Annotated in this window: 26 protein-coding genes; 16 read left to right on the plus strand and 10 right to left on the minus strand. The window is 68.0% G+C overall.

Annotation, left to right across the window (positions count from 1 at the left end):
* The first annotated feature begins 47 nt into the window (after positions 1–47).
* The 5 genes from glyA to MFF26_RS13190 all read left to right on the plus strand — a co-directional run bounded on the left by glyA (position 48) and on the right by MFF26_RS13190 (position 5208).
* The gene (glyA, locus tag MFF26_RS13170; protein WP_137831221.1) at positions 48–1352 is read left to right on the plus strand and encodes a serine hydroxymethyltransferase; all 1305 of its coding nucleotides are present in this window, start codon (positions 48–50) and stop codon (positions 1350–1352) included.
* 157 nt (positions 1353–1509) lie between these two features.
* The gene (gene nrdR / locus MFF26_RS13175; RefSeq protein ID WP_137831220.1) at positions 1510–2061 is read left to right on the plus strand and encodes a transcriptional regulator NrdR; all 552 of its coding nucleotides are present in this window, start codon (positions 1510–1512) and stop codon (positions 2059–2061) included.
* 44 nt (positions 2062–2105) lie between these two features.
* Positions 2106–3182: a bifunctional diaminohydroxyphosphoribosylaminopyrimidine deaminase/5-amino-6-(5-phosphoribosylamino)uracil reductase RibD gene (gene ribD, locus MFF26_RS13180; RefSeq protein WP_137831241.1), complete on the plus strand. Its 1077-nt coding sequence runs from the start codon at positions 2106–2108 to the stop codon at positions 3180–3182.
* 1 nt (position 3183) lies between these two features.
* Entirely contained in the window at positions 3184–3822 is a 639-nt protein-coding gene (locus MFF26_RS13185; RefSeq protein ID WP_137831219.1) for a riboflavin synthase, read from the plus strand.
* Positions 3823–3942: 120 nt separating this feature from the next.
* On the plus strand, positions 3943–5208 hold the full coding sequence (locus MFF26_RS13190) for a hypothetical protein (RefSeq protein ID WP_137831218.1): 1266 nt from the start codon (positions 3943–3945) through the stop codon (positions 5206–5208).
* Here MFF26_RS13190 and MFF26_RS13195 read toward each other — a convergent pair.
* The 3 genes from MFF26_RS13195 to MFF26_RS13205 form a co-directional block, all read right to left on the minus strand.
* Complete coding sequence (locus tag MFF26_RS13195) at positions 5196–5630, minus strand: GtrA family protein (protein ID WP_137831217.1); 435 nt, start codon at positions 5628–5630, stop codon at positions 5196–5198. The genes MFF26_RS13190 and MFF26_RS13195 overlap by 13 nt on opposite strands.
* Entirely contained in the window at positions 5630–7150 is a 1521-nt protein-coding gene (locus MFF26_RS13200; protein ID WP_137831216.1) for a UbiA family prenyltransferase, read from the minus strand. Before MFF26_RS13200 ends, MFF26_RS13195 begins: the two co-directional genes overlap by 1 nt.
* A 194-nt stretch (positions 7151–7344) precedes the next feature.
* On the minus strand, positions 7345–7755 hold the full coding sequence (locus MFF26_RS13205) for a hypothetical protein (protein WP_137831215.1): 411 nt from the start codon (positions 7753–7755) through the stop codon (positions 7345–7347).
* A 155-nt stretch (positions 7756–7910) separates the two neighbouring features.
* Here MFF26_RS13205 and ribH point away from each other — a divergent pair, with 155 nt between their 5' ends.
* From ribH to thiL, 3 genes are read left to right on the plus strand one after another with little or no spacing between them, the layout of a single operon-like run.
* Entirely contained in the window at positions 7911–8420 is a 510-nt protein-coding gene (gene ribH, locus MFF26_RS13210) for a 6,7-dimethyl-8-ribityllumazine synthase (protein WP_137830092.1), read from the plus strand.
* Positions 8417–8953: a transcription antitermination factor NusB gene (nusB, locus tag MFF26_RS13215; RefSeq protein WP_137830091.1), complete on the plus strand. Its 537-nt coding sequence runs from the start codon at positions 8417–8419 to the stop codon at positions 8951–8953. The genes ribH and nusB overlap by 4 nt, the downstream gene beginning before the upstream one ends.
* A gap of 7 nt (positions 8954–8960) precedes the next feature.
* Complete coding sequence (gene thiL / locus MFF26_RS13220) at positions 8961–9938, plus strand: thiamine-phosphate kinase (RefSeq protein ID WP_137830090.1); 978 nt, start codon at positions 8961–8963, stop codon at positions 9936–9938.
* A gap of 65 nt (positions 9939–10003) precedes the next feature.
* Here the strand turns inward: thiL and MFF26_RS13225 are convergent, their stop codons facing one another.
* The 3 genes from MFF26_RS13225 to MFF26_RS13235 form a co-directional block, all read right to left on the minus strand.
* A complete protein-coding gene (locus tag MFF26_RS13225) occupies positions 10004–10843 on the minus strand; it encodes an SDR family oxidoreductase (protein WP_137830094.1) in 840 nt (279 codons plus the stop codon).
* Positions 10844–10860: 17 nt separating this feature from the next.
* Entirely contained in the window at positions 10861–11040 is a 180-nt protein-coding gene (locus tag MFF26_RS13230) for a DUF1328 domain-containing protein (protein ID WP_137830089.1), read from the minus strand.
* A 70-nt stretch (positions 11041–11110) separates the two neighbouring features.
* The gene (locus MFF26_RS13235) at positions 11111–12436 is read right to left on the minus strand and encodes a chloride channel protein (protein WP_137830088.1); all 1326 of its coding nucleotides are present in this window, start codon (positions 12434–12436) and stop codon (positions 11111–11113) included.
* Between the two features lie 255 nt (positions 12437–12691).
* Between MFF26_RS13235 and MFF26_RS13240 the strand changes: the two genes are divergently transcribed.
* The gene (locus MFF26_RS13240) at positions 12692–13129 is read left to right on the plus strand and encodes a DUF3429 domain-containing protein (protein ID WP_137830087.1); all 438 of its coding nucleotides are present in this window, start codon (positions 12692–12694) and stop codon (positions 13127–13129) included.
* A gap of 140 nt (positions 13130–13269) precedes the next feature.
* Here the strand turns inward: MFF26_RS13240 and MFF26_RS13245 are convergent, their stop codons facing one another.
* Entirely contained in the window at positions 13270–13446 is a 177-nt protein-coding gene (locus MFF26_RS13245; protein ID WP_003599466.1) for a DUF1328 domain-containing protein, read from the minus strand.
* Between the two features lie 889 nt (positions 13447–14335).
* Between MFF26_RS13245 and MFF26_RS13250 the strand changes: the two genes are divergently transcribed.
* Both MFF26_RS13250 and MFF26_RS13255 read left to right on the plus strand, forming a co-directional pair.
* Entirely contained in the window at positions 14336–15205 is an 870-nt protein-coding gene (locus MFF26_RS13250) for a DUF2865 domain-containing protein (RefSeq protein WP_238308111.1), read from the plus strand.
* 83 nt (positions 15206–15288) lie between these two features.
* The gene (locus MFF26_RS13255; protein WP_137830085.1) at positions 15289–16230 is read left to right on the plus strand and encodes an MBL fold metallo-hydrolase; all 942 of its coding nucleotides are present in this window, start codon (positions 15289–15291) and stop codon (positions 16228–16230) included.
* Position 16231: 1 nt separating this feature from the next.
* Here the strand turns inward: MFF26_RS13255 and MFF26_RS13260 are convergent, their stop codons facing one another.
* Complete coding sequence (locus tag MFF26_RS13260) at positions 16232–17011, minus strand: DUF1499 domain-containing protein (protein WP_137830084.1); 780 nt, start codon at positions 17009–17011, stop codon at positions 16232–16234.
* 119 nt (positions 17012–17130) lie between these two features.
* On the opposite strand from MFF26_RS13260, the gene MFF26_RS13265 reads away from it, so the two are divergent.
* Positions 17131–17643, plus strand: a complete 513-nt coding sequence (locus MFF26_RS13265; RefSeq protein ID WP_238308091.1) for a MarR family winged helix-turn-helix transcriptional regulator — start codon at positions 17131–17133, stop codon at positions 17641–17643.
* Between the two features lie 66 nt (positions 17644–17709).
* On the opposite strand, the gene MFF26_RS13270 is transcribed toward MFF26_RS13265, so the two are convergent.
* On the minus strand, positions 17710–17898 hold the full coding sequence (locus MFF26_RS13270; protein WP_091950803.1) for a con-10 family general stress protein: 189 nt from the start codon (positions 17896–17898) through the stop codon (positions 17710–17712).
* Between the two features lie 208 nt (positions 17899–18106).
* On the opposite strand from MFF26_RS13270, the gene MFF26_RS13275 reads away from it, so the two are divergent.
* Positions 18107–18301, plus strand: coding sequence for a hypothetical protein (locus MFF26_RS13275; RefSeq protein WP_373324471.1), 195 nt, complete (start codon positions 18107–18109; stop codon positions 18299–18301).
* A gap of 93 nt (positions 18302–18394) precedes the next feature.
* Positions 18395–18841: a Crp/Fnr family transcriptional regulator gene (locus MFF26_RS13280; protein ID WP_137830081.1), complete on the plus strand. Its 447-nt coding sequence runs from the start codon at positions 18395–18397 to the stop codon at positions 18839–18841.
* A gap of 12 nt (positions 18842–18853) precedes the next feature.
* Here MFF26_RS13280 and MFF26_RS13285 read toward each other — a convergent pair whose 3' ends face one another.
* Complete coding sequence (locus tag MFF26_RS13285; protein ID WP_137830080.1) at positions 18854–19297, minus strand: VOC family protein; 444 nt, start codon at positions 19295–19297, stop codon at positions 18854–18856.
* A gap of 187 nt (positions 19298–19484) precedes the next feature.
* Between MFF26_RS13285 and MFF26_RS13290 the strand changes: the two genes are divergently transcribed.
* Together MFF26_RS13290 and MFF26_RS13295 are read left to right on the plus strand one after the other, a co-directional pair.
* On the plus strand, positions 19485–20141 hold the full coding sequence (locus MFF26_RS13290) for a L,D-transpeptidase (protein WP_137830079.1): 657 nt from the start codon (positions 19485–19487) through the stop codon (positions 20139–20141).
* A 28-nt stretch (positions 20142–20169) separates the two neighbouring features.
* Positions 20170–20322 (plus strand): DUF3096 domain-containing protein, encoded by a 153-nt coding sequence (locus MFF26_RS13295; RefSeq protein ID WP_137830078.1) that lies wholly within the window; start codon positions 20170–20172, stop codon positions 20320–20322.
* Positions 20323–20442: the final 120 nt, after the last annotated feature.

The following is a 20442-nucleotide window of genomic DNA, read 5'->3' on the forward strand; positions in this document are numbered from 1 at the left end:
GACAAACGGGCGGGTTTAATCAGGAAACATCAGAAGAGGCTCCTCACATGAGCGCCGGTACCGCGACCGACCACACCGCCCTCGATACGTTCTTCTCTGCCAACCTTGCCCAGACCGATCCCGAGATCGCCAAGGCGGTCGCCCAGGAACTCGGCCGCCAGCAGCACGAGATCGAGCTGATCGCCTCCGAGAACATCGTCTCGCGGGCCGTGCTCGAGGCGCAGGGCTCGGTGCTGACCAACAAGTACGCGGAAGGCTATCCGGGCCGCCGCTACTATGGTGGCTGCCAATTCGTCGACATTGCCGAGGAACTGGCGATCGACCGCGCCAAGCGCCTGTTCGATTGCGGCTTCGCCAACGTGCAGCCGAATTCGGGCTCGCAGGCCAACCAGGGCGTGTTCATGGCCCTGATGCAGCCGGGCGATACGTTCCTCGGTCTCGACCTCGCCGCCGGTGGTCACCTCACGCACGGCGCCCCGCCGAACGTGTCGGGCAAGTGGTTCAAGCCGGTTTCCTACACCGTGCGCCGCGACGATCAGCGCATCGATATGGAGCAGGTCGCCCAGCTCGCTCAGGAGCACAAGCCGAAGGTCATCATCGCGGGCGGCTCCGGCTATCCGCGTCACTGGGATTTCGCCAAGTTCCGTGAGATCGCCGATTCCGTCGGCGCCTACTTCATGGTCGACATGGCCCATTTCGCCGGCCTCGTCGCCGCCGGTCTGCATCCGTCGCCGTTCCCCCACGCCCATGTCGCCACCACGACGACGCACAAGACCCTGCGCGGTCCGCGCGGCGGCATGATCCTGACGAACGACGAGGCCCTGGCCAAGAAGTTCAACTCGGCGATCTTCCCCGGCCTGCAGGGCGGCCCGCTTATGCACGTCATCGCCGGCAAGGCCGTGGCCTTCGGCGAGGCCCTGAAGCCCGAGTTTAAGATCTACGCCAAGCAGGTGATCGACAACGCCAAGGCGCTGGCCGATACCCTCATCTCCGGCGGCTACGACATCACCTCGGGCGGCACCGACAACCACCTGATGCTGGTGGATCTGCAGCGGAAGGGTCTCACCGGCAAGGCGGCGGAAGCCGCGCTGTCGCGGGCCGACATCACCTGCAACAAGAACGGCGTTCCGTTCGACTCGCAGAAGCCGACGATCACCTCCGGCATCCGCCTCGGCACCCCGGCCAGCACCACCCGCGGCTTCGGCGTCGCGGAATTTAAGCAGGTCGGCTCGCTCATCGTCGAGGTGCTCGACGGTTTGGGGGCCAAGGGTGATGGTGGCGACGCGGCGGTTGAAGCGGCCGTGAAGCAGAAGGTCCACGCCCTCACGGACCGCTTCCCGATCTACCAGTAATCGTTTCCGGCAACGGATGCCGGCGCGGCCGCGGATCTTAGCGATCCGCGGCCGCTCTCGTTTGCGATGAGACATTCTCATCCTGGCAATCCGGTCCTGGCTGGGGCACAGAGGCGTCCCGGACGACCGGGAGAGAGCAAGGGTTTGAAGACGCGCGATGCGGTGTCCGTTCTGCGGGGGTCCCGACACGCAGGTGAAGGATTCGCGGCCGAGCGAGGATTCCGCGGCCATCCGCCGTCGTCGCATCTGCCCGGATTGCGGCGGGCGCTTCACGACGTTCGAGCGGGTGCAATTGCGCGAACTCACCGTGCTCAAGCGGTCCGGCAAGCGGATGCCGTTCGACCGGGACAAGCTGCAACGCTCGATCGATGTGGCTCTGCGGAAGCGGCCTGTCGAGCCCGAGCGGATCGAGCGTCTCGTCTCGGGGGTGGTCCGTCGCTTGGAGAGCACCGGTGACGGCGAGGTCACCAGCGAAGCCATCGGCGAGGCGGTGATGGAAGGGCTCAAGGGCCTCGATGACGTGGCCTATGTGCGCTTCGCCTCCGTCTACAAGAATTTTCGCGAAGCCCAGGACTTCCAAGATCTCCTCGGGACCCTGGGGGGGCGTCTTGCCGGTGAAGGCGACCCGGTCGCCGATGCCGCCCCGGTCGAGGGGACGCCGGAGGCTGTGGCGGCCCCGCGTCGCCGTTCGGCGCGGGCGCGAAGTTGACGAGGTCGGCTGTGAGCGCGACGCACGCCCTGGACCACCGCGCCATGCGCCTCGCCCTGGCCCTCGGGCGCCGCCATCTCGGTCTGACATGGCCGAACCCCAGCGTCGGTGCCGTCGTGGTCGCGGATGGCCGCATCGTCGGTCAAGCGGCGACTGCGCCGGGCGGTCGCCCGCATGCGGAGCCGCTGGCCATCGCCATGGCGGGCGAGGCGGCGCGGGGGGCCACACTCTACGTCACCCTCGAGCCCTGCTCGCATCACGGCCGGACGCCGCCCTGCACCGACGCGACCATCCGTGCGGGCATCGCTCGCGTCGTCACCGCAATGGAGGATCCGGATCCGCGGGTCTCGGGCCGCGGTCATGCCCTGTTGCGGGAGGCCGGGATCACGGTCGAAACGGGGCTGTTGCGGGACGAGGCGCTTCGGGATCATCGCGGTCACGTTTCCCGCATCACGCGCGGGCGTCCGAGCGTACATCTCAAGCTCGCCCGAACCCGCGACGGGTTCGCGGCCCCCTCGGGCGGCGATCGGCTGAAGATCACCGGTGCAATCGCCGATGGCGCCGTGCATCTCTGGCGGGCCCATGCCGATGCCATCATGGTCGGGATCGGCACGGCGCGGGCCGACAACCCGTCGCTGACGGTGCGCTTGCCGGGCCTATCAGACCGGTCGCCGGTGCGGATCGTTCTGGACTCGACGCTCCGGCTGACACCATCCACACATCTGGTGCGCGGCGCCCGCGATATTCCGACCCTCGTCGTCACCGGTCCCAACAGCCCGGCCCATGCGCGGCGCATGCTCACCTCGTTCGGCGTCGAGCTTCTGCCCGTCGCCGCCGATGCCAATGGGCGGATCGATCTGCGCGCGGCGCTCATCGCCCTGGCCGAGACCGGATTGACGCGGATCTGTAGCGAGGGCGGGCCCGCGCTTGCGGACGCCCTCGCCGCGCACGATCTCGTCGATGCCTGCACGCTCATCACGGGCCCGATCGATCTCGGAGGCGCGGGTGGCCTGCCGGCGATCGGACCGAGCCTCGCCCGCCGCCTGGCCGAAGGCACGCTGCGCCAAGTCGAAGCGCAGGCCTATGGCGAGGACGAGGCGATCACCTACGAGAGGCACTGAGATGTTCACCGGGCTCGTCACGGATGTCGGCCGCGTCGTCTCGATCGACGGCACGGATCGGCTGCGGCGCATCGTGATCGAGAGCGCCTACGATCCCGCCGGCATCGCGCTCGGGGCTTCCATCGCCTGTTCCGGCCCCTGTCTGACCGCCGTGACGATCGAACCGCACGGCACGGGATGCCGCTTCGCCGTCGATGCCGCCGCCGAGACGCTCGCCCGTACCACCGTCGGAGCGTGGCGCGACGGCACCCGGGTCAATCTTGAACGCTCGCTCAAGCTCGGCGACGAGATGGGCGGCCATCTCGTCACCGGCCATGTCGACGGCGTGGCTGAGATCGTGGCACGTGAGACCGTGACCGGAGAGGACAACCCCTGGGGGGCGAGCGAGCGCTTTACGCTCCGGGCCCCGGCCGCGCTTGCCGGGTTCATTGCCGAGAAGGGCTCGGTCTGCCTCGATGGCACCTCGCTCACCGTCAATTCGGTCGCGGGCAGCGACTTCTCCGTGCTGCTGATCCCGCACAGCCTGTCGGTGACGACCTGGGAAGAGCGTCGGGCCGGGGACCGGGTCAATCTCGAAGTCGATTTGATCGCCCGCTACGCCGCGCGCCTTGCCGAAGCGCGCGGATTGACACGCGCCTGACCGAAGATACCCGCGGCCGGCGGTTCCGCCCCGCTACGGTCGTGGGCAGCACGGTGAATCGTCCTTAACCCTTCGTCACGGAAGCTGACTTCCGCGATTCGCGAGCGAAGGGCAGCGGCGATGACGGCGAACGGGTTCGAGGCGCGGCGCGACCGGCTACTGGCCGTGATGACCGGCCTCGCCGGGGCGGCTCTTCTGGCCCTGATCCTCCTGCGCGGCGCCTTGCGTGATCCCGGCCTCAATTCGCACGGCGCGCTGGCCGACGCGTTCCTGCACGGGCGGCTCTGGATCGAGACCTGCCCGGAGATCGACTGCGCGCTGTTTCAGGGGCGGACCTACGTCATCTTTCCGCCGCTGCCGGCGGTTCTGGCGATGCCGTTCGTGGCCGTGTTCGGCTTTCCCGGCTTCAAGGGCTTCGTTATCCTGGGACTCGCGCTGAGCGCACTCAGTCTGCTGGTCTGGCGCGCGATCCTGCGCGGCCTCGGCACGGCGCCGAGCGACACGCTATGGCTCCTCGCCGCCCTCGCCTTCGCGAGCCCCCTCTACCAAGTCACTTTGCGCGCCGACGGTGTCTGGTTCTACGCGCAGGCGGTGGGCTTCCTGATGGTCAGCCTCAGCCTCTGGGCCGCGATCTGCCGGGCTTCGCTGCCGCTCGCCGGGCTCTTCATCGGCCTTGCTTTCCTGTGCCGGCAGATGGCGATCTTCTACCCGCTGTTTCTCCTCTTCCTGTGCCTCCCAAGGGAGCGACCGCTTATGAGCGGTTTTACAGGATTGGCGAAGCCGGCGATCCTCGCCGCGATACCGGTCGCCGCGGCGCTGGCGGTCTATTTCACCTACAATATCGCCCGCTTCGGCAGTCCGACCGAAACCGGCTACGCCTTCATCAACAATCCGGATCAGACCACCTTCATCTGGCGGCGCATCAGCGAGACGGGTCTGTTCTCCCGCGACTATCTGCTGTTCAACACGCTCTACCTGTTCCTGCAGGGCTTCCATTTCGAATTCGGAGGTCCGCAGCTCACGGCGCTCACCGGCTTCGACAAGGCCGGAACGGCTCTTCTGGTCACGAGCCCCTGGGTTCTGTTGGCCTTCTACGCCAAGGTCGATCGGGTTTTCCTCGCCGGCGCGGCGGTGATTGCGACCATCGCCTGCATCACCCTCTTCTACCATTCGAACGGCGCCGAGCAGATCGCGACCCAGCGCTACGCCCTCGACTGGTTGCCGATCCTGATCGTCCTGATGGCGAGGCCGCATTCGCGCGCAGGGGACGGGCAGGGCTTCGGAACGGGACGCCCGGCGGCCTTCGCGGCGCTGCCGCTCCTCGTCACCTGGGGCGTGACCGCGAACCTCGCCGTCCTCGCGGTGCTGTCGGTCTACAGGGTCTGAGGCTCGCTCGACCGCGCCGAGAAGGTCAAGAGGCGGTGGCCGAGATAGTTCGCCCCCGCCCCCACCGCGATGCCGACCCCGTGGCTGAAGGCTTCAACCAGGGCCAGCGGCACTCGCGGCAGCAACGGTGTCAGCCCGGCCACGAGGCCGGCACTGACGGTCAGCACCACACCGGCGCCCGCCATGTTCACCGCGACGAACACCGCGAGTTGTCCACGCAGCGAGCCGGCGCGCGCTCCATGGAACACGAAGCGGCGGTAGAGCCAGAAGCCCGCGGCCATGCCGATCACGTAGGCGAGGAGCAGGGCCGCCTCGAACGGCATGACGAGCGACAGGAGGATGCGCGCGATCCAGTTGAGCGCCGCGGCCAAGCCCCCGGCGAGCAGGAAGCGAAGGATTTCGCGGTTTTGCGCGAGCCGCATCAAAGCCCCCAGGCCGGCAGAAGACCCTGGGGCAATCCGAAGGCGGCGATGCCGAAAGCGAGGCCGGCGATCCCGGCCAGAGCAAGGCTCGGGCGGTCCTTCACGGCGAAGGCGACCGGATCGTCGTGCAGCTCGTCGCGGCCGGCCAGCAACCAGACCCGGCCCATGAACAGGACCAGGACCATCGGGAACATCCAGAGTGCGAGGGGCGCCGCCAAAGCCGCGTGCCGAAACGCCTCGTTGGCGAGGTAGAGAATGAAGATGACGATGCTGGCGAGCCCCGCCGCGATCCCGAAGGCCAGCACGACCGGCTCGTCCGCGCTCTGATAGCCGCGCCCGGAGAGCTTGCCGAAGCGCCCGCGTTTGGCCGCTCCGCGCAGTTCGGTATGGCGCTTCGCGAAGGACAGGGAGGTGAACAGGAACATCGAGAAGGTCAGGAGCCAGGGTGACCAAGCCACGGCGATCGCCGCGACGCCCACGGCAATGCGCAGGGTGAACAGGCTGCCGAGGGTCAGCGCATCGAGCATCGGCACGCGCTTGAGCCAAGCGGAGTAGGTCAGCGTCAGCGCCAGATAGGCGAGAACACCGGCGAGGACCGCCGCGCCCGCCGCGAACGCGACGGCCAGGCCGCCTGCCAGTCCGAGGATGAGGGCGGCAATGCCCGTGGCCAGCGGCAGACGTCCGCTCGCCAGCGGACGCTCGCGCTTCGACCAATGGGCGCGATCATGCGGCAGATCGAGCAAGTCGTTGAGAAGATAGCTCGCCGAGGCGACGAGGCCGAGCGCGAGAAAGGCCGCCAGAGCCAACCCCCAGGCGGCCGGGTCGCCCGCCCTGCCGCCGAGGACGAGGGGCAGGAAGACGAGGCCGTTCTTGGCCCATTGGTGCAGTCTCAAACCCTTGACCAGGGCGCGGGCTCGCGAAGCGGCGGGAAATTCCTGCATCGGCTTGCCGAGGGCCCGCGCCGCAAGCGTCACCCTGGTCGGCGCTTCCACCGCGATCACCGCCCGCGCCCTGACCCAGACCGGGAGGTCGGCAGCGGCGTTGCCGGCGTAATCGAAGCCTTGCGGGTAGAGGGCGGCGAGTTGCAGGGCCTTGGCCTCGCCCTTCAGATTGCGGATCCCGTCGCTCGCCACCACGCGGTCGAAGACCGGAAACGCCTGCATCACCTTGAGAGCCATCAGCGCGTCGGCGGCGGTGGCGAGGACGATCTCACGGCCCGTCGCTCGCTCGGCCTCGATATGCGCAAGCAATTCCGCGTGGGACGGCATCGTCGCGATGTCGAGGGTGGCTCGCTCGGCAACCTTCCGCTTGAAGTAGGCGCGCCCCCGCGGCAGCCACAGGAGCATGGCGAAGACCATGAACAGGTTGCGCCGAAGGATCGAGACGGCGCCTTCGAGCAGCAAATCGGTGCGCAGCAGCGTGCCGTCGAGATCGATCACCAATGGGACAGGCCGTGGGCTGGGCGCGCATACCGGAGTGGGGGTGGGAAGTTCCGCCCGTCGAACGCTCGCGAAGCCCATGCCGACAGCCTGTTCCGAAGGCGCAGCCGCCGCGCGACCGCCGTCTCGTGGCTGGAGCTTCCGACAATTAGAACTTCATTTCGGTTAAATCAAAGGCGGAACAACGCCTGTCTGCACGCCACCGGGACGGTATGATGAGATGATTCGGCGATATTTACAGATAATTCGATTGGCTTGCGTCTAGTTAACCTTATTCAGTGATCCCGCGCGTCTTCTGGGGGGCGCCGGTCCGAAATCGTTGATCGCCCTTTCTGAACGGAAAGCGATCTCCGAAGAGAATGGCGCGGCGTTCCTTTCTTCAGCGCGTCACGTTTTGGGACGCGCTGACCGCCAGCGCGTGCGCGAGCTGGCGGGCGCTGTCGAGCTGCGCTTCGAGCGCTTCCCGAACCAGGGGGGAAATGCTGCTTGTCGACGGCATTCGCCGCACCGTCCGAAAGCTCCGCCAGGATCCGTGCGAACTCGCGTTCCAATTCATCGATGGCACGGGACGGCTCCGTACGGGAGCGATCGAGCGAATGCTGGACCGGCAGCATCGTCACGAGCTGCTGCGTGGCACTCAGTTCCGCGCTGATCGTCGCGAGTGCCGCTTCAAGCTCCTCGCTCATGTCGCCTCCCGATCCTCCGATCTCGCCCAGGCTCTCACAATTGGCTCAGGGTGGCACCCTGCGCATCGCCGCATGAGCGTTGGCACCGCTTGTGGTGTGGAAGGCTTCTGGGCTAACCCTCCGGCCCCACCCCCTCCCCGGACCCGTCCGACGCCATGGTAGCCCAGAACCGCGACGCGGCTGCGCCAAAAGCCATTCTCGAGAGCCTCGCGGGCATCCGCGTGCTGGTGGTCGAGGCGCGCTATTACGAGGACATCGCCGACGAATTGCTGGCCGGTGCCCGCGCCGCGATCGAAGCGGTCGGCGCCGAGGCGCGGGTCTTCACCGTGCCGGGGGCGCTTGAGATTCCCGCTGCCATGGCGATCCTGCTCAAGGCCGGCGAGCGGCGCGGCGAGCCCTACGACGCGGCGGTGGCGCTCGGTTGCGTCATCCGGGGCGAGACGGGCCACTACGACATCGTCGCGGGAGAGAGCGCCCGTGCGCTGATGGATCTCTCCGTCGCGGAGCGGTTGCCGCTCGGCAACGGCATTCTCACCGTCGAGACCATGGAGCAGGCGCTTATCCGCGCTCGGGTCTCGCAGATGAACAAGGGCGGCGGCGCGGCGGAGGCGGCCTTGAGCCTCGTCGCGATCAAGCGCGCCGCCAATCTGGAACCCACCCGATGAGTCAGCCCGCCGAGACCCCGGCCGTGCCGGAGGCCGCCAAGCCCGAGCCGAAGTCCGCTCCCCTGAGCCTTCGCAAGGGGGCCCGTCTTGCCGTCGTGCAGGCGCTCTACGAGATGGAGATCTCGGACAAGGGCGTGATCGAGGCCCTGGCCGAGTTCGAGGCGTTCTGGATCGGGCAGGAGGTCGACGGCGTCGTCCACCCGCCGGCCGAGACGGCTTTCTTCCGGGACGTCCTGCGCGGCGCGGTCGAAGAGCAGCGTGCCATCGATCCGAAGCTCGACGCTGCCCTGACCAAGGGCTGGCCGCTGCGCCGCCTCGAAGTGGTTCTGCGCGCGATCCTGCGAGCGGGCGCCTACGAGCTGATGTTCCGCCGCGACGTACCTGCCCGCGCGGCGATCTCCGAATATGTCGACGTCGCCCATAGCTTCTATTCCGGCGACGAGCCCGGCCTGGTCAACGCGGTGCTCGACCGGGTCGGCCGGGAGACGCGATCGACCGAGTTCGGCATCCCGGCCGCGCCGAAGAAGGCCTGACGCCGTCGTGGCGCGCGCGGGCGAGGACGCTCTGATCGCGCGTTACTTCGCACCGCTGAGCGGCCCCGGTGCGGAGGGATTGCGCGACGACGCGGCCAGCCTGACCCCCTCCCCCGGCCATGATCTCGTGGTGACCGCCGACGCCGTCGTCGCCGGGGTGCATTATTTTCCCGATGATCCGCCGGGTTCGATCGCGATCAAGGCGCTCGGCGTCAATCTCTCGGACCTCGCGGCCAAGGGTGCCTCCCCCCGCGGCTTTCTGCTGACCTTAGCCCTGCCCGACGACTGGACCGAGGCGTGGCTCTCCGCCTTCGCGGAAGGGCTTGGCACGGCATCGCGCCATCACGCATGCCCGCTTCTCGGCGGCGATACCGTCCGATCCGGCGGGCCCGCGCTCATCGGAATCACGGCGTTCGGCGAAGTTCCGGCGGGCTGCATGGTGCGTCGGCAGACGGCCCGGGCCGGCGACCGCCTCTGCGTGAGCGGCAGCATCGGTGATGCGGCTCTGGGACTGGCGCTACGGCTTTCGACGGTGACGACGCCCGACGCCGTCGCTCTCGACGCGCTGCGCGATCGCTACCTGCATCCGCGGCCGCGCCTGTCCCTCGCCCCGCTTCTCAGGCGCCACGCCCGCGCCGCCATGGACGTGTCCGACGGTCTCGTCGGCGATCTCACCAAGATGCTGGCCGGGACGGGCCTCACCGCCCAGATCGAAGCCGCACGGGTGCCGCTGTCGTCGGCCGCACGGGCCGTGATCGGAGGCGATGCCGGACGCCTCACCATCGCGCTGACTGGTGGCGACGATTACGAGATTCTCTGTGCCGTGCCGCCGGAGAGGCTTGCGGCCTTTCTCGACGAGGCGGACCAGGCCGGTGTGCGGGCGACCGAAATCGGGTCTGTGGAACCGGGTGAGGCGCCGCCGCGGGTGCTTGATGCGTCCGGTGCAGCGATGACCTTCACGGCGGAATCGTTCAGCCATTTCTGAGCGCGACGGCTCGGGGTTCTCGCTCCAGCCCGTAAGGGGGCGCGGCCCCGCGGAGCCGCCGCCAATCAGTCCGTTATGCCGACCTGCCGGCGGCTCAGCGTCCAGACCCTTTCCTGCAGCACCTCATCCCGGCTCATCGCCGATGATGCGACTGCGCGGCATCGCACGAAGTAGCGACCGTTCACGCCCGCGACCGCGGGTGAGGACGCGACATGGAGAGAAGTGCGGGCGCCCTTCTCCGGTGTGATCAATACGGGGCGGATCAGGCCCCAGGCGAGGCGCAGCAGACCGTGTGTGTTGCCCGCGAAACCGCTGGCCACGACGCCGGGATGGACTGCATTGGCGGTGATCGTCGTCCCGCTCAGACGGCGCGCCAGGGCATAGGTGAACAGCAAATTGCCAAGCTTGGCCTGACAGTAAGATCGCATCGCCGCGTAGCGCCGGGCACCGTCCAGATTGTCGAAATCGATACGCCCGCGGGTATGGGCGGCCGAGGCGACATTGACGATCCGGGCCGCCGACGCGGCGGACAGGCATGGCTTCAATTCGTGCGTCAGCAGCACGTAGGCCAGATGATCGAGCGCCCAGGTTCGTTCGAGTCCGTCCGCCGTGACGTGGCGATCGGAAAAGATCGCGCCCGCGTTGTTCACGAGGATATCGAGGGCGGAATAGCGGCCTTTGACCTCCGTCGCGAGACGACGGATCGCTGCCTGCTCGGAAAGATCGGCAACGAACGCGTCGGCCTGGGCGCCCGCTTCGCGGCGGATACGGGCAACCACGGCCTCGGTCCGGTCGGGATCGCGGCCGACGATCCCGACCCGCGCCCCGAGACGAGCGAGGCCGAGAGCTGTTTCGGCCCCGATGCCGGAGGTGGCGCCGGTGACGAGGGCGACGCGCCCGCGCAGAGCGGCGCTCACGGGGATCAGAACACCGCTTGGCCGACGGCGAGGGCGATGACCACGATGACGATCGCCAGGACGAGGAAGAGACCGAACAGGATGCGGGCGATCGAGCTGGCGCCGGAGGCGATGCCGGTAAAGCCGAGGGCACCCGCGACCAGCGAGATCACGAAGGCGATGAGGGCCCATTTCAGAAGGGTCATGACGCGAAACTCCGAAGCGTAAGCGTCGCGATAATCGTCGCAGAGCCTGCGGCGTTCCGTCCGCCGCCGATTATCGTTCCGGCACGGTCGCGGCCCGTAACACCAGCACCTCGGCCAACGCGTGATAGAGGCCGCCGCGGCATACCGACTTCGACACTGCATCGGCGATGAGCGCTGCCAGCATCAGCGGAATCATCATCGCGTGGTTCTGGGTCATCTCGGTGACGATCACGAAGGCCGTGATCGGAGCTTGGAGCACACCGGTCAGGTAGGCGACCATGCCGATCAGCACGAGCGCCCCGATCGGGACCTGGGGGAGGAGAAGACCGGCCTCCGCACCGAGCCCGGCACCCACGGCGAGGGACGGCGCGAACAGGCCGCCCGGGATCCCGCTGATCGAGGAGAGCAGCGTCGCCAGAAACTTGAGCGGCGCGAAATCGGCTTGGGCTTGGCTTTCGCCGTGCAGGATCGCCCGCGCCTCCTCGTAGCCGGTGCCGTAGACGGTGCCACCGGAGGCGAGCCCGCAGAGAGCGACGCCGAGTCCGCAGAGGGTGGCGAAGGCGATCGGGTAGCGGGCGATTCCAGCCCCGACCCTGCCTGGAAGGCCGCGGGCGACGGCTATGACGGTGCGGCTGAACAATCCGCCCAGCAATCCCCCTGCCCCACCGACGAGCGGCACGGCGAGCCAGCCGGTGGCCAGCGAGAGCTTCGCCTCGCTCGTCCCGAAATACGTATAGTCGCCCAGGATCGCCAAGGAAGTCAGGCCGGCGGTCACGATGGCGGCGACGATGAGCCCGCTGCCGCGGCTGTCATAGGCGCGACCCAATTCCTCAATCGCGAAGACGATACCGGCGAGCGGGGTATTGAACGCTGCCGAGACGCCGGCTGCGCCGCCCGCGAGCAACAGGACGCGCGCCCGTTCCGGGCTGAGCCGCCCGAAGGCCGCCATGATCGCCGCTCCAACCTGCACGGTCGGCCCCTCTCGGCCGATCGATGCGCCGCACAGCAGACCCAGCACCATCACGGTCACCTTGCCGGCCGCGACCTTGAGCGAGACCAGGGCGTGGCGGGCCTCCGGATCATCGAGGGCGCGGGCGGCGATGACTTGAGGGATGCCGGATCCCTGCGAGTTGGGGAAAACCGCCCGCGCCAGCCAAGCCGCCAAACCGAAGCCTGCCGGGCAGATGATCAGGGCGAGCCATGGGGACAGGTCGAGAAGGCCGTGGAATCCCGCCTGAGCGGCATCCGCGGCCCAGGCCATCAAGACGGCGGCAAGCCCGACGCTGATGCCGCCCGCCAAGAACAGAGCGCGACGGCGCCAGATGGTCCAGACATCCGCCGAGGGCCTGCGCAGGCGGCGGAGGGCGGAACGCAGGGCGGAGGGACGCAGCACCATCGAGATCCGGTATCAGGAACACGTCACTTTCTGGTTCGCGGCGATCTTGCCGTGCTGCTTCATCCACCGCCATGCTTCGGTACGCGAAAAGGGGATGGATGCGTCGCGGACTCACAGCCCATCTCTTGCGGTGCAGCAAATGGTCCCGGTTGCGGGACGCGGTCCGATCTGCGTGAGTAGGCGCTGCGCTTCCGAGATGGACCCGCGAGCGAACGGGTCGGCAATGCGATGTACGAGCAACAACCGGGAGACGGCATGTCGCGGCTGACGACGGTTCCGATGAGCGCAGTTCTCCTCGGTATTGCCGGACTGATTCCCTTCATCGGCTTTTCGGCCCTCGCCGTCAGTGGGTCCGACGGCGGGCTCGGTACGATCGGCCTTTCGCCGCGCACGATCCTGTCGGCCTACGGAGCCGTGATCGCGTCGTTTCTCGGCGGTATCCGTTGGGGGGTCGCCGCGGCCCGCGGCGCCGGTTGGCCGGACTATCTTCTGGCGATCGTCCCGTCCCTCCTGGCCTGGGCGGCCCTGGCTGCCCCCAGCCCTTGGGACCTGCGCATGCTCGGCGCGCTGGTGCTGCTTTGGGGCTTCGTCGACCAGGATCTCGCCCGCCGAGGAATGGTGCCGAACTGGATGAGCCGGTTGCGCTTGGCGCTTTCCGGCGTGGCCGGAGCGGCGTTGCTCGTGGCGGCGTGACGGCGGTCTGCGGAATGCAAGACGACCGCAAGCGTTCAAAGAAAAACCCCCGGCCTGACCCGGGTTCGGGTCCGCCGAGGGCTCCATCAATCAAATTGCGTCGCGGAGATCGGACCGCGGCAGCACTTGATCAGGTGTACTTAAAGCGTCGGCGAGCGGCCGCGCATCAGGCCGATCACGGCAGAGATGGCGAACAACACGATCGCGACGAAGAACACGAGTTTCGCGGCTTCCATGGCAGTGCCGGCAATGCCGCCGAATCCCAGCAGGGCGGCAACCAGGGCGACTACGAGGAATGTAACGGCCCAACCGAGCATTTTAGATTTCCTTCCAAGAACTGGCGCGGCATCTGCAGCAGCCTCATGACCGCAATAACGTCAAGGTTTCGCCATCAGTTCCTTTTGGCGGTGCGGGTTCCGTCTCCGCCCACACGATTTTCCGGGGCCACGTCGGTACCCGGCGGTTGAGGGCTGCGGCGGAATGCCGGGCGGAACCGGGTGGCGTGACGGGCCGTTCGTCACCAAGTATTTGTCGATGGCCCTCAGGGGCGATGGCCCTCAAGGATTTCCGAAGGAGGCGTTCGGCGTGCCTGCACAGACCAAGCCGGGATCTCTCAAGACCGCTCTCGCGAAAGCCGTGCATGCCGCCATTGAGCGGCTCTCGTCTCTCACGCCACAGCCGGTACTTCAGCCGATCCCCGTACGCGTCAAGACCGGCCGGCGGCGTTAAATCGGCCTACGTCGGGCACGGAGATCTGAGGCGCCGCCCCACCGGGCGGCGTTTCGCATTTGAGGGTCATCATCCACATTCGATTGTCTTCGATGTCGAGTGGACCGCTCGTGCAGCGATCCCGTTAGCTGTGCCGGAACAGGAGCTTGGCACTGGCGCGTTGTGTGGGTCTCACCGATGCGACCTCTCGGGCGGAAAACTCGGTGATTTCCCGCAATTGTCCCTCGTGCGCGGGCGTTCATAGCTGTCCCGGCGCGTGAAGATTTGCCACCGACGCGCGGCATCGGGAGCGGGACAGACATGGCTTTCGGCAAACGTGCGCCCGGAGCGTGGGGCCGGACGCCTTCCCGTTCGCGGCTTCCGAGCAGGCTCCGTCTTGTGTCCAGACGCGCCGTGATCGGTCTCGCGTTGGGGATGATGGGCTTAGGCGCAACGACCTCGTTGGTGCGGGCCTCCGAGCGCAGTCTTTTGACCGAGATGTTCGATGCGTTGTTCGGAGCACCGAAAACGCCGACCCCCGTGGCCGCGGCGCCCGTTACGATCTCGCCGAAAGCACAGCGGCGTTACGCGTCGTTACCCGATGCCCGGACGCTTCGGACCGGACCCTCGCTCGCGCAACGGACGCAGCGTGTTCGCGCCCGTACGCCGCGCCCTGTGCTGACCGCAGCGACCCATGGGTTCGGCCCCCCGGCGCTGAAAGGCACGCAGACGGTCTGCGTTCGCCTCTGCGATGGCCTCCCTTTCCCTGTCGGTCGGCTTCGTGCCGCTGCCGATTTGCCGATCCACCAAGCGGCCTGTGCCGCCGCTTGTCCCGGCGCCCGTACGGAGCTCTTCACCCTGGCCTCGGGCCGGGCAGATTACGAACAGGCCGTCAGCCTGACTGGCCAATCGTATCGCTCGGCTGCTTACGCGGGTCTCTACCGGCGCACCCGCGTGGCCGAATGCGCCTGCCGCCCCGCTGCCGCATCGGGCAGCCTGCTCGGTCCGGGCGACGATCGCACCGTGCGGGAAGGGGACGTGTTCGCCACCGAGGACAGCGCCGATGTCGTGACGGCCCTCACTCCGAACGGTCCGGTTTTGACCGATTACCGCGAGGCGGAGATCGCCGAGAAGCGGCGTCGCTCGATCGAAGGGCGGGTCGGCGCGATCCGCCGGGATGCCGAGGCCGCTGCCTTCCGACAGGTTCTGCGGCTTGCCGATCAGCGCGCCCGCCGAATCCAGATTGCCGAGGTTCGGATCGACCGTTCCGGCGCGCATGAATCCGTCACCGGCTTCTCGGAACTGCCCGGAGCGGGCACAGGCTTCACATCGGTGCGGGTGGTCGCCCCCTCTCCGTACGGTCAGTGAAAGTATCGCATTTGGCGAATGCCGCCGGCTATCGTAGGCGGCATCTCCGAGTCCCCGCGATCCGAATCTCGCCGAAGCCCCTGATGAGCCGACACGACGAAGAGGCGCCGGACGCGTCCGCCCCCTCCCCCGCTTTCGATGCCGCCCTGCCCGCCGCCGGGCGGATGGAATCGGTGAGCCCGCTGGTGCGACGGCGGATTTGCCCCAATGGCGGCCCGTTCACGGCCAGCGGGACCTGCAGCTACGTGGTCGGACGGGGTCGTGTTGCGGTGATCGATCCGGGACCGGCCGATCCCGGGACCATCGCGGCATTGCTCGCCGATCTCGGTCCCGAGCGGGTCGACGTCATCGTCGTCACCCATACCCACCGCGACCATTCTCCGGGGGCACGCCTGCTCCAGGCGTCGACCGGCGCGCCGATCATCGGCTGCGGACCTCACCGTGCGGCGCGGGACCTGGCGGAGAACGAGTTGCCGATGCTCGACGCCAGCGCCGACCGGGATCATCGCCCGGATCGCGAATTGGCGGACGGCGAGAGCTACGAGGGCGACGGCTGGACACTGACGGCGATCGCGACCCCCGGCCATACCATGAACCATCTCGCCTTCGCTCTGCCGCAGGAGCGAGCGTTGTTTTCCGGCGACCATGTGATGGCGTGGTCGACCTCGATCGTCGCGCCGCCGGATGGCTCGATGCGCGCCTACATGGCGTCGCTGGATCGCCTGCGCGCGCGCGACGAGGTGATCTACTGGCCCGGCCATGGCGGGCCGGTCCGGGATCCGCGCCGGTTCGTTCGCGGCCTCGCGGCCCATCGGCGCCAGCGGGAGGCGGCGATCCGGGCACGACTGGCTGCGGGCGACGAGGACATCCGCGCCATCGTCGGGGCGATCTATCAGGGACTCAGCCCCAAGCTGCTGGGCGCAGCCGGGCTCTCGGTCTTCGCCCATCTCGAGGATTTGGTGGAGCGCGGCTTGGTGGTCACCGACGGGGCACCGCTCATCGATGCCCGTTTCCGGCCCGCCTGACCTATTTGAGCGCGATGGCGAGGTTGGCGACCTCATCCAGGTAGGAACGGATGCGATCGGCGTTGTCGCCGAGATCGCGCGTTCCGATCCGCGAGGCCGAGCGCACATCGATCCGCGCGCCGTCCGCCCGCGGATGCACCCGGACGGTGATGTCGGCGGCCAAGTTGAGCAGGCGGGAGCGGGCTACGGCCTCGATCCGGCCATTGCCCATGCGGCCGCCGGGGCGGATCGCCTCGACGATCTGCCACTTCCGATTCACCGCCGCTTTGCGCGCCAGTTCGAAGGCTTGATCTGCCTCGACGTCGAGTGTCAGCGGCGCGATCTGCGGATAGGCCGCCCGCTGCAGCTCCCTGGCCTTCGCGCCGGGATCGGGCGGGTAGCGGCCCTCGCGCGCCGCGAAGGCCTGCCGCGAACGGGAGAAGCTCGGCGGACGCTCGGTGTCGGTCGAGACGTCGGTGATCGCCGGCAGGCGCACACCCTTGAGGGCCGCGTAGGCCGGGTAGGCCAGCACGAGGCTCGCGACGAACAGCCCACCCAGCGCCGCGCCGAGGCCGCCCGCGCCCTCCCGCCATACTCGCACGAAGGCGAACAGGGCGAAGGCGACCGCCAGGAGCGAGAGAGCCACGCCGCTGCCGAGAACGGCGAGGGCCGGCATCGCGTCGGCGGACGGGCTGCGCACGATCAGCACGGCCATGCCGGTGACCAGGAACGAGAAGATCGCGAGCGTGCGGGCGTAGCGCCCCGCGCGCGTCACCGGTTCGTCGAGGATGTGACGGCGCATCGCCGGGAGCGTGACCTTGGATTCAGGAGGCTGTGGTCGAAGTCGACTTGTATCGCCTGGGGGCGGACCGCGCCACTCGGCTGCCCGCCGGACTTCGCTCTGCTATAGCTTGACGCAGCATGTCGCAGCCCCCCCGTCCCGAGCCGAGCGGCGAGCCCGATCCGCTGCGCGTCTGGTTTCGCTTCATCCGCCTCGGCCGTCGCGTCACCGCGGCGGTCGCGGCGGAGCTGCGTGAGACCGGTCTCTCGATTCCGCAATTCGACGTGCTCTCGACCTTGTCCGAGCGGGAGGGTCTGACCCAGCAGGAATTGGCCGGACGGCTCTACGTGACGAAGGGCAATGTCTCCGGCCTGATCGATCGGCTGGTCGAAGCCGGCCTCGTCGAGCGAAGGCCGATACCGGGTGACCGGCGCTCGCACGCCCTCCATCTGACGACTGCCGGCGCCACTCTCGCCACCCGCGGCATCGAAGCGCAGGCGGCTTACGTGGCGCGAACCCTGGGGCAATTCACGGGGCGGGAACTCGAGAGCTTCGAAGCTCTGGTTCTGAAATGGCGGGCACTGGCACGTGCCGATGCCGAGGGGCCGGACAAACAAAAACAGACGCCGGGGGCGCCTGTCGAAGATCACTGACGTTTCTGGTTATCGTCGACCGGGGTGGCACGGCGCGTCGCGCGCGCTGCGCGCCCCCCTGCCGGATCAGGCTTCGCCGGTGCGGCCGGTCGATTGTCCGCCCTTGCGGCCAGCCGACGAAGCGAGTTCGCGATCCTGCGAGAAAGACCGCTTCTCCGCCGGGACGGAACGGCCGCCCTTGCTGGCGATCTCGCGCTGACGCTCGATGTTCATCGACGCGAAACCTCGCTTCGAGGTCGAGTTTCCAGTTGCCATTGACGCCTCCTCAGGCTCGATTCTTCACACGTTTCTCAACCTTCAGCGCAATCGATGGTTCCTTGGCCGTATCGATCACGGTCGAGTGCGAAACCCCAGTCCAGTCCAGACGTTACGAGCGCTGAGACGAGAATTTGCGCAGACTTGTGAACAGGCCTTGCACAGGCCCCATCACCTCCGGAGGACACCAGAAATGACCAATCGGAATATGGTAAAGCCTGACGCTGCGGCCAAGCCCTCGCGGGCGCAACCGGCACCCTCGACACCGAGGCCGGCCCCGGAGGACAGCCGCACCCCGACGACCCGCGAGGAGCCGATCGACTCGCCCCAGCCCAATGCCAGCGCCAAGCGCGAGCCGCCCGCGCCGGGTGAGATCGGGCTTGCCACGAAACGGCGCGACTAGGGTGTGCGGGAGCGTCGGCTTTGACAGGGTCTGCGCACGCGTCTAGGCGCGGCGCTTTCCTACGCCGCTTCTTGCGGCGGATCGGAGGAAGCAATGACCCTCGACAACGAGGTGACGTCGCTGCGGCAGGTTCCGCTGTTCCGCGAGGTCGAGACTGCGCGCCTCAAGCTCCTCGCCTTCACCAGCGAGCGAGTGCATTTCGAAGAGGGACAGCTCGTCTTCGCCCGGGGCGAGGCGGCGGACGCCGCCTATCTCATCCTCGAAGGGGGTGCGGCTGTGACGATCGACGGCCCGCACGGACCGGTCCCGCTCGCCCTTCTCGGCGCCAATGCGCTGGTGGGCGAGATGGGCATCCTGGCCGATCAGCCCCGTTCCGCCACGGTCACCGCGAACAGCGCGACGACCGCCCTGCGCATCGACCGCGACGTGTTTCTCGAGTTGCTCGCCCAGTTCCCCCAGATCGGCATCGCGGTGATGCGGGATTTGGCGTTGCGCCTGGAACAGACCAATCAGCGGCTGGCCGAGCGCGGCGGCGGCTAGGCGCCGAGCCGCTCACGGCGTCGGGTAGGTGATGAACTCCATCAGCGAACCGTCGGGATCACGGAAATACACGCTGATGCCGGCCCCCGCCGCCCCCTGGCGCTCGACCGGCCCGAGTTCGACCGCCACGCCTTGGGCGGTCAGATGCGCGATCGCCTCCTCGATCGATCCCGACCAACGGAAGCACAGATCGCTGCCGCCGGGCATGACCGGCTTCTCCGCCCGCGGCGTTCCGATCTGGCCGGGACCATGCACGTTGAGCTGTACGCCGCCGAAGCGGAAGGCGATGCCCTTTCCCGCAGGGATCACTTCCGCGCCGAGGACGTCGCGGTAGAAAGCGGTCGCGCGTTCCCAGTCGGAGACGTGGATGACGCAGTGATCGAGATGGATCGCGGGTGCGAGGGCGAGGGCGTCGGCCGGGGCATCCTCGACGGTCAGGGTCTCGGTTTCGGGCATCACGCGCAACTCCGGCAAGCGATCGGCCATCAAATAATGCGAGGCCGTCCCTCGGCGAGGCGCCCGGTCGGGCGCGTTCCCGCCGCCATGCGGCCCGGAGGTCACACCCGAACGGCCCGGCTGGGGCTAGTCATGAAACATGACGTTTCCTCGACGCCCGTTCCCCGGTGCCCGCAACGGAGTGGCCATGACCGCCCGCCTGTCCAACAGCCGGACCCTGCTCGCCGCCCTCTGCCTCCTGCCGCTCGCGGCCTGCAAATCCACGGCCCCCGGCTCGATGGCGGCCCTGGACGACGAATCCGCTTGGTATATCGGCACCATGCCGGACAAGCCGCACGACGTGCCGCTGGTCGATACCTCCCGGCTTGATCCGAAATACCGCCGCCAGGAGGTCGCCTATGCCGGTCCCGAGGCGCCGGGCACCATCGTGGTGGATATCGACAAGCGCCAGCTCGCCTTGGTTCAGGAAGGGGGGCGTGCGATCCAGTACGGGGTCGGCGTCGGCAAGCTCGGCTTCTCGTGGAAGGGGGAGGCGCGCGTGGCCCGCAAGGGGGTGTGGCCCGACTGGACGCCGACCACCACCATGGTGTCGCTCAATCCCGACATCGACCGCTCTCGCAAGGGTGGCGTCGACAATCCGTTGGGTGCCCGCGCCCTGTATCTCTACCAGGGCAGCCGCGACACGCTGTTCCGCATCCACGGCACCAACGAGCCCTGGAGCATCGGCGAACAGATGTCGTCCGGCTGCGTCCGCATGCTCAACGAGGACATCGTCGATCTCTACGAGCGGGTGCCGGTGGGGACACGGGTGCTGGTGAAGCGCGGCGGCAAGTACCGCGCGTGATCGGCCTTACGACCAGCGAAGGATGTCCATGACGATCACGATCTCCCACGTTCAGCCCATCATCGCCATCCTGGCCGGCGTGCTGATCCTGATCGCGCCGCGGCTCCTGAACTACATCGTGGCGATCTACCTGATCGCGGTCGGATTGATCGGGCTCGGCGTGCTGAAGTCCTTCACCTGACCTACCGGTCGTGCCTCTGACAGACGGCTCTCTTCGTCACCAGCGCTTGTGCGCAGTGCAAAGCTTCTTCTTGCGCTGCGGGATCAGATGCGCCACGCCCGCGGGAACGATGCGTTAGAA

It is taken from the genome of Methylorubrum suomiense, from assembly GCF_022179765.1.
GTDB classification, from domain to species: Bacteria; Pseudomonadota; Alphaproteobacteria; order Rhizobiales; family Beijerinckiaceae; genus Methylobacterium; species Methylobacterium suomiense.

Coding starts and splice junctions, on each gene's coding strand:
- nusB (WP_137830091.1), top strand. CDS start 8,417: ATGAGTCAGCCCGCCGAGACCCCGGCCGTGCCGGAGGCCGCCAAGCCC.
- MFF26_RS13265 (WP_238308091.1), top strand. CDS start 17,131: ATGTCGCAGCCCCCCCGTCCCGAGCCGAGCGGCGAGCCCGATCCGCTG.
- MFF26_RS13230 (WP_137830089.1), bottom strand. CDS start 11,040: ATGACCCTTCTGAAATGGGCCCTCATCGCCTTCGTGATCTCGCTGGTC.
- MFF26_RS13195 (WP_137831217.1), bottom strand. CDS start 5,630: ATGCGGCTCGCGCAAAACCGCGAAATCCTTCGCTTCCTGCTCGCCGGG.
- glyA (WP_137831221.1), top strand. CDS start 48: ATGAGCGCCGGTACCGCGACCGACCACACCGCCCTCGATACGTTCTTC.
- MFF26_RS13185 (WP_137831219.1), top strand. CDS start 3,184: ATGTTCACCGGGCTCGTCACGGATGTCGGCCGCGTCGTCTCGATCGAC.
- ribD (WP_137831241.1), top strand. CDS start 2,106: ATGCGCCTCGCCCTGGCCCTCGGGCGCCGCCATCTCGGTCTGACATGG.
- MFF26_RS13250 (WP_238308111.1), top strand. CDS start 14,336: ATGTTCGATGCGTTGTTCGGAGCACCGAAAACGCCGACCCCCGTGGCC.
- MFF26_RS13240 (WP_137830087.1), top strand. CDS start 12,692: ATGTCGCGGCTGACGACGGTTCCGATGAGCGCAGTTCTCCTCGGTATT.
- MFF26_RS13255 (WP_137830085.1), top strand. CDS start 15,289: ATGAGCCGACACGACGAAGAGGCGCCGGACGCGTCCGCCCCCTCCCCC.
- MFF26_RS13295 (WP_137830078.1), top strand. CDS start 20,170: ATGACGATCACGATCTCCCACGTTCAGCCCATCATCGCCATCCTGGCC.
- MFF26_RS13270 (WP_091950803.1), bottom strand. CDS start 17,898: ATGGCAACTGGAAACTCGACCTCGAAGCGAGGTTTCGCGTCGATGAAC.
- MFF26_RS13200 (WP_137831216.1), bottom strand. CDS start 7,150: ATGGGCTTCGCGAGCGTTCGACGGGCGGAACTTCCCACCCCCACTCCG.
- ribH (WP_137830092.1), top strand. CDS start 7,911: ATGGTAGCCCAGAACCGCGACGCGGCTGCGCCAAAAGCCATTCTCGAG.
- MFF26_RS13260 (WP_137830084.1), bottom strand. CDS start 17,011: ATGCGCCGTCACATCCTCGACGAACCGGTGACGCGCGCGGGGCGCTAC.
- MFF26_RS13290 (WP_137830079.1), top strand. CDS start 19,485: ATGACCGCCCGCCTGTCCAACAGCCGGACCCTGCTCGCCGCCCTCTGC.
- MFF26_RS13280 (WP_137830081.1), top strand. CDS start 18,395: ATGACCCTCGACAACGAGGTGACGTCGCTGCGGCAGGTTCCGCTGTTC.
- MFF26_RS13235 (WP_137830088.1), bottom strand. CDS start 12,436: ATGGTGCTGCGTCCCTCCGCCCTGCGTTCCGCCCTCCGCCGCCTGCGC.
- MFF26_RS13275 (WP_373324471.1), top strand. CDS start 18,107: ATGGTAAAGCCTGACGCTGCGGCCAAGCCCTCGCGGGCGCAACCGGCA.
- MFF26_RS13245 (WP_003599466.1), bottom strand. CDS start 13,446: ATGCTCGGTTGGGCCGTTACATTCCTCGTAGTCGCCCTGGTTGCCGCC.
- nrdR (WP_137831220.1), top strand. CDS start 1,510: ATGCGGTGTCCGTTCTGCGGGGGTCCCGACACGCAGGTGAAGGATTCG.
- MFF26_RS13190 (WP_137831218.1), top strand. CDS start 3,943: ATGACGGCGAACGGGTTCGAGGCGCGGCGCGACCGGCTACTGGCCGTG.
- MFF26_RS13205 (WP_137831215.1), bottom strand. CDS start 7,755: ATGAGCGAGGAGCTTGAAGCGGCACTCGCGACGATCAGCGCGGAACTG.
- MFF26_RS13285 (WP_137830080.1), bottom strand. CDS start 19,297: ATGCCCGAAACCGAGACCCTGACCGTCGAGGATGCCCCGGCCGACGCC.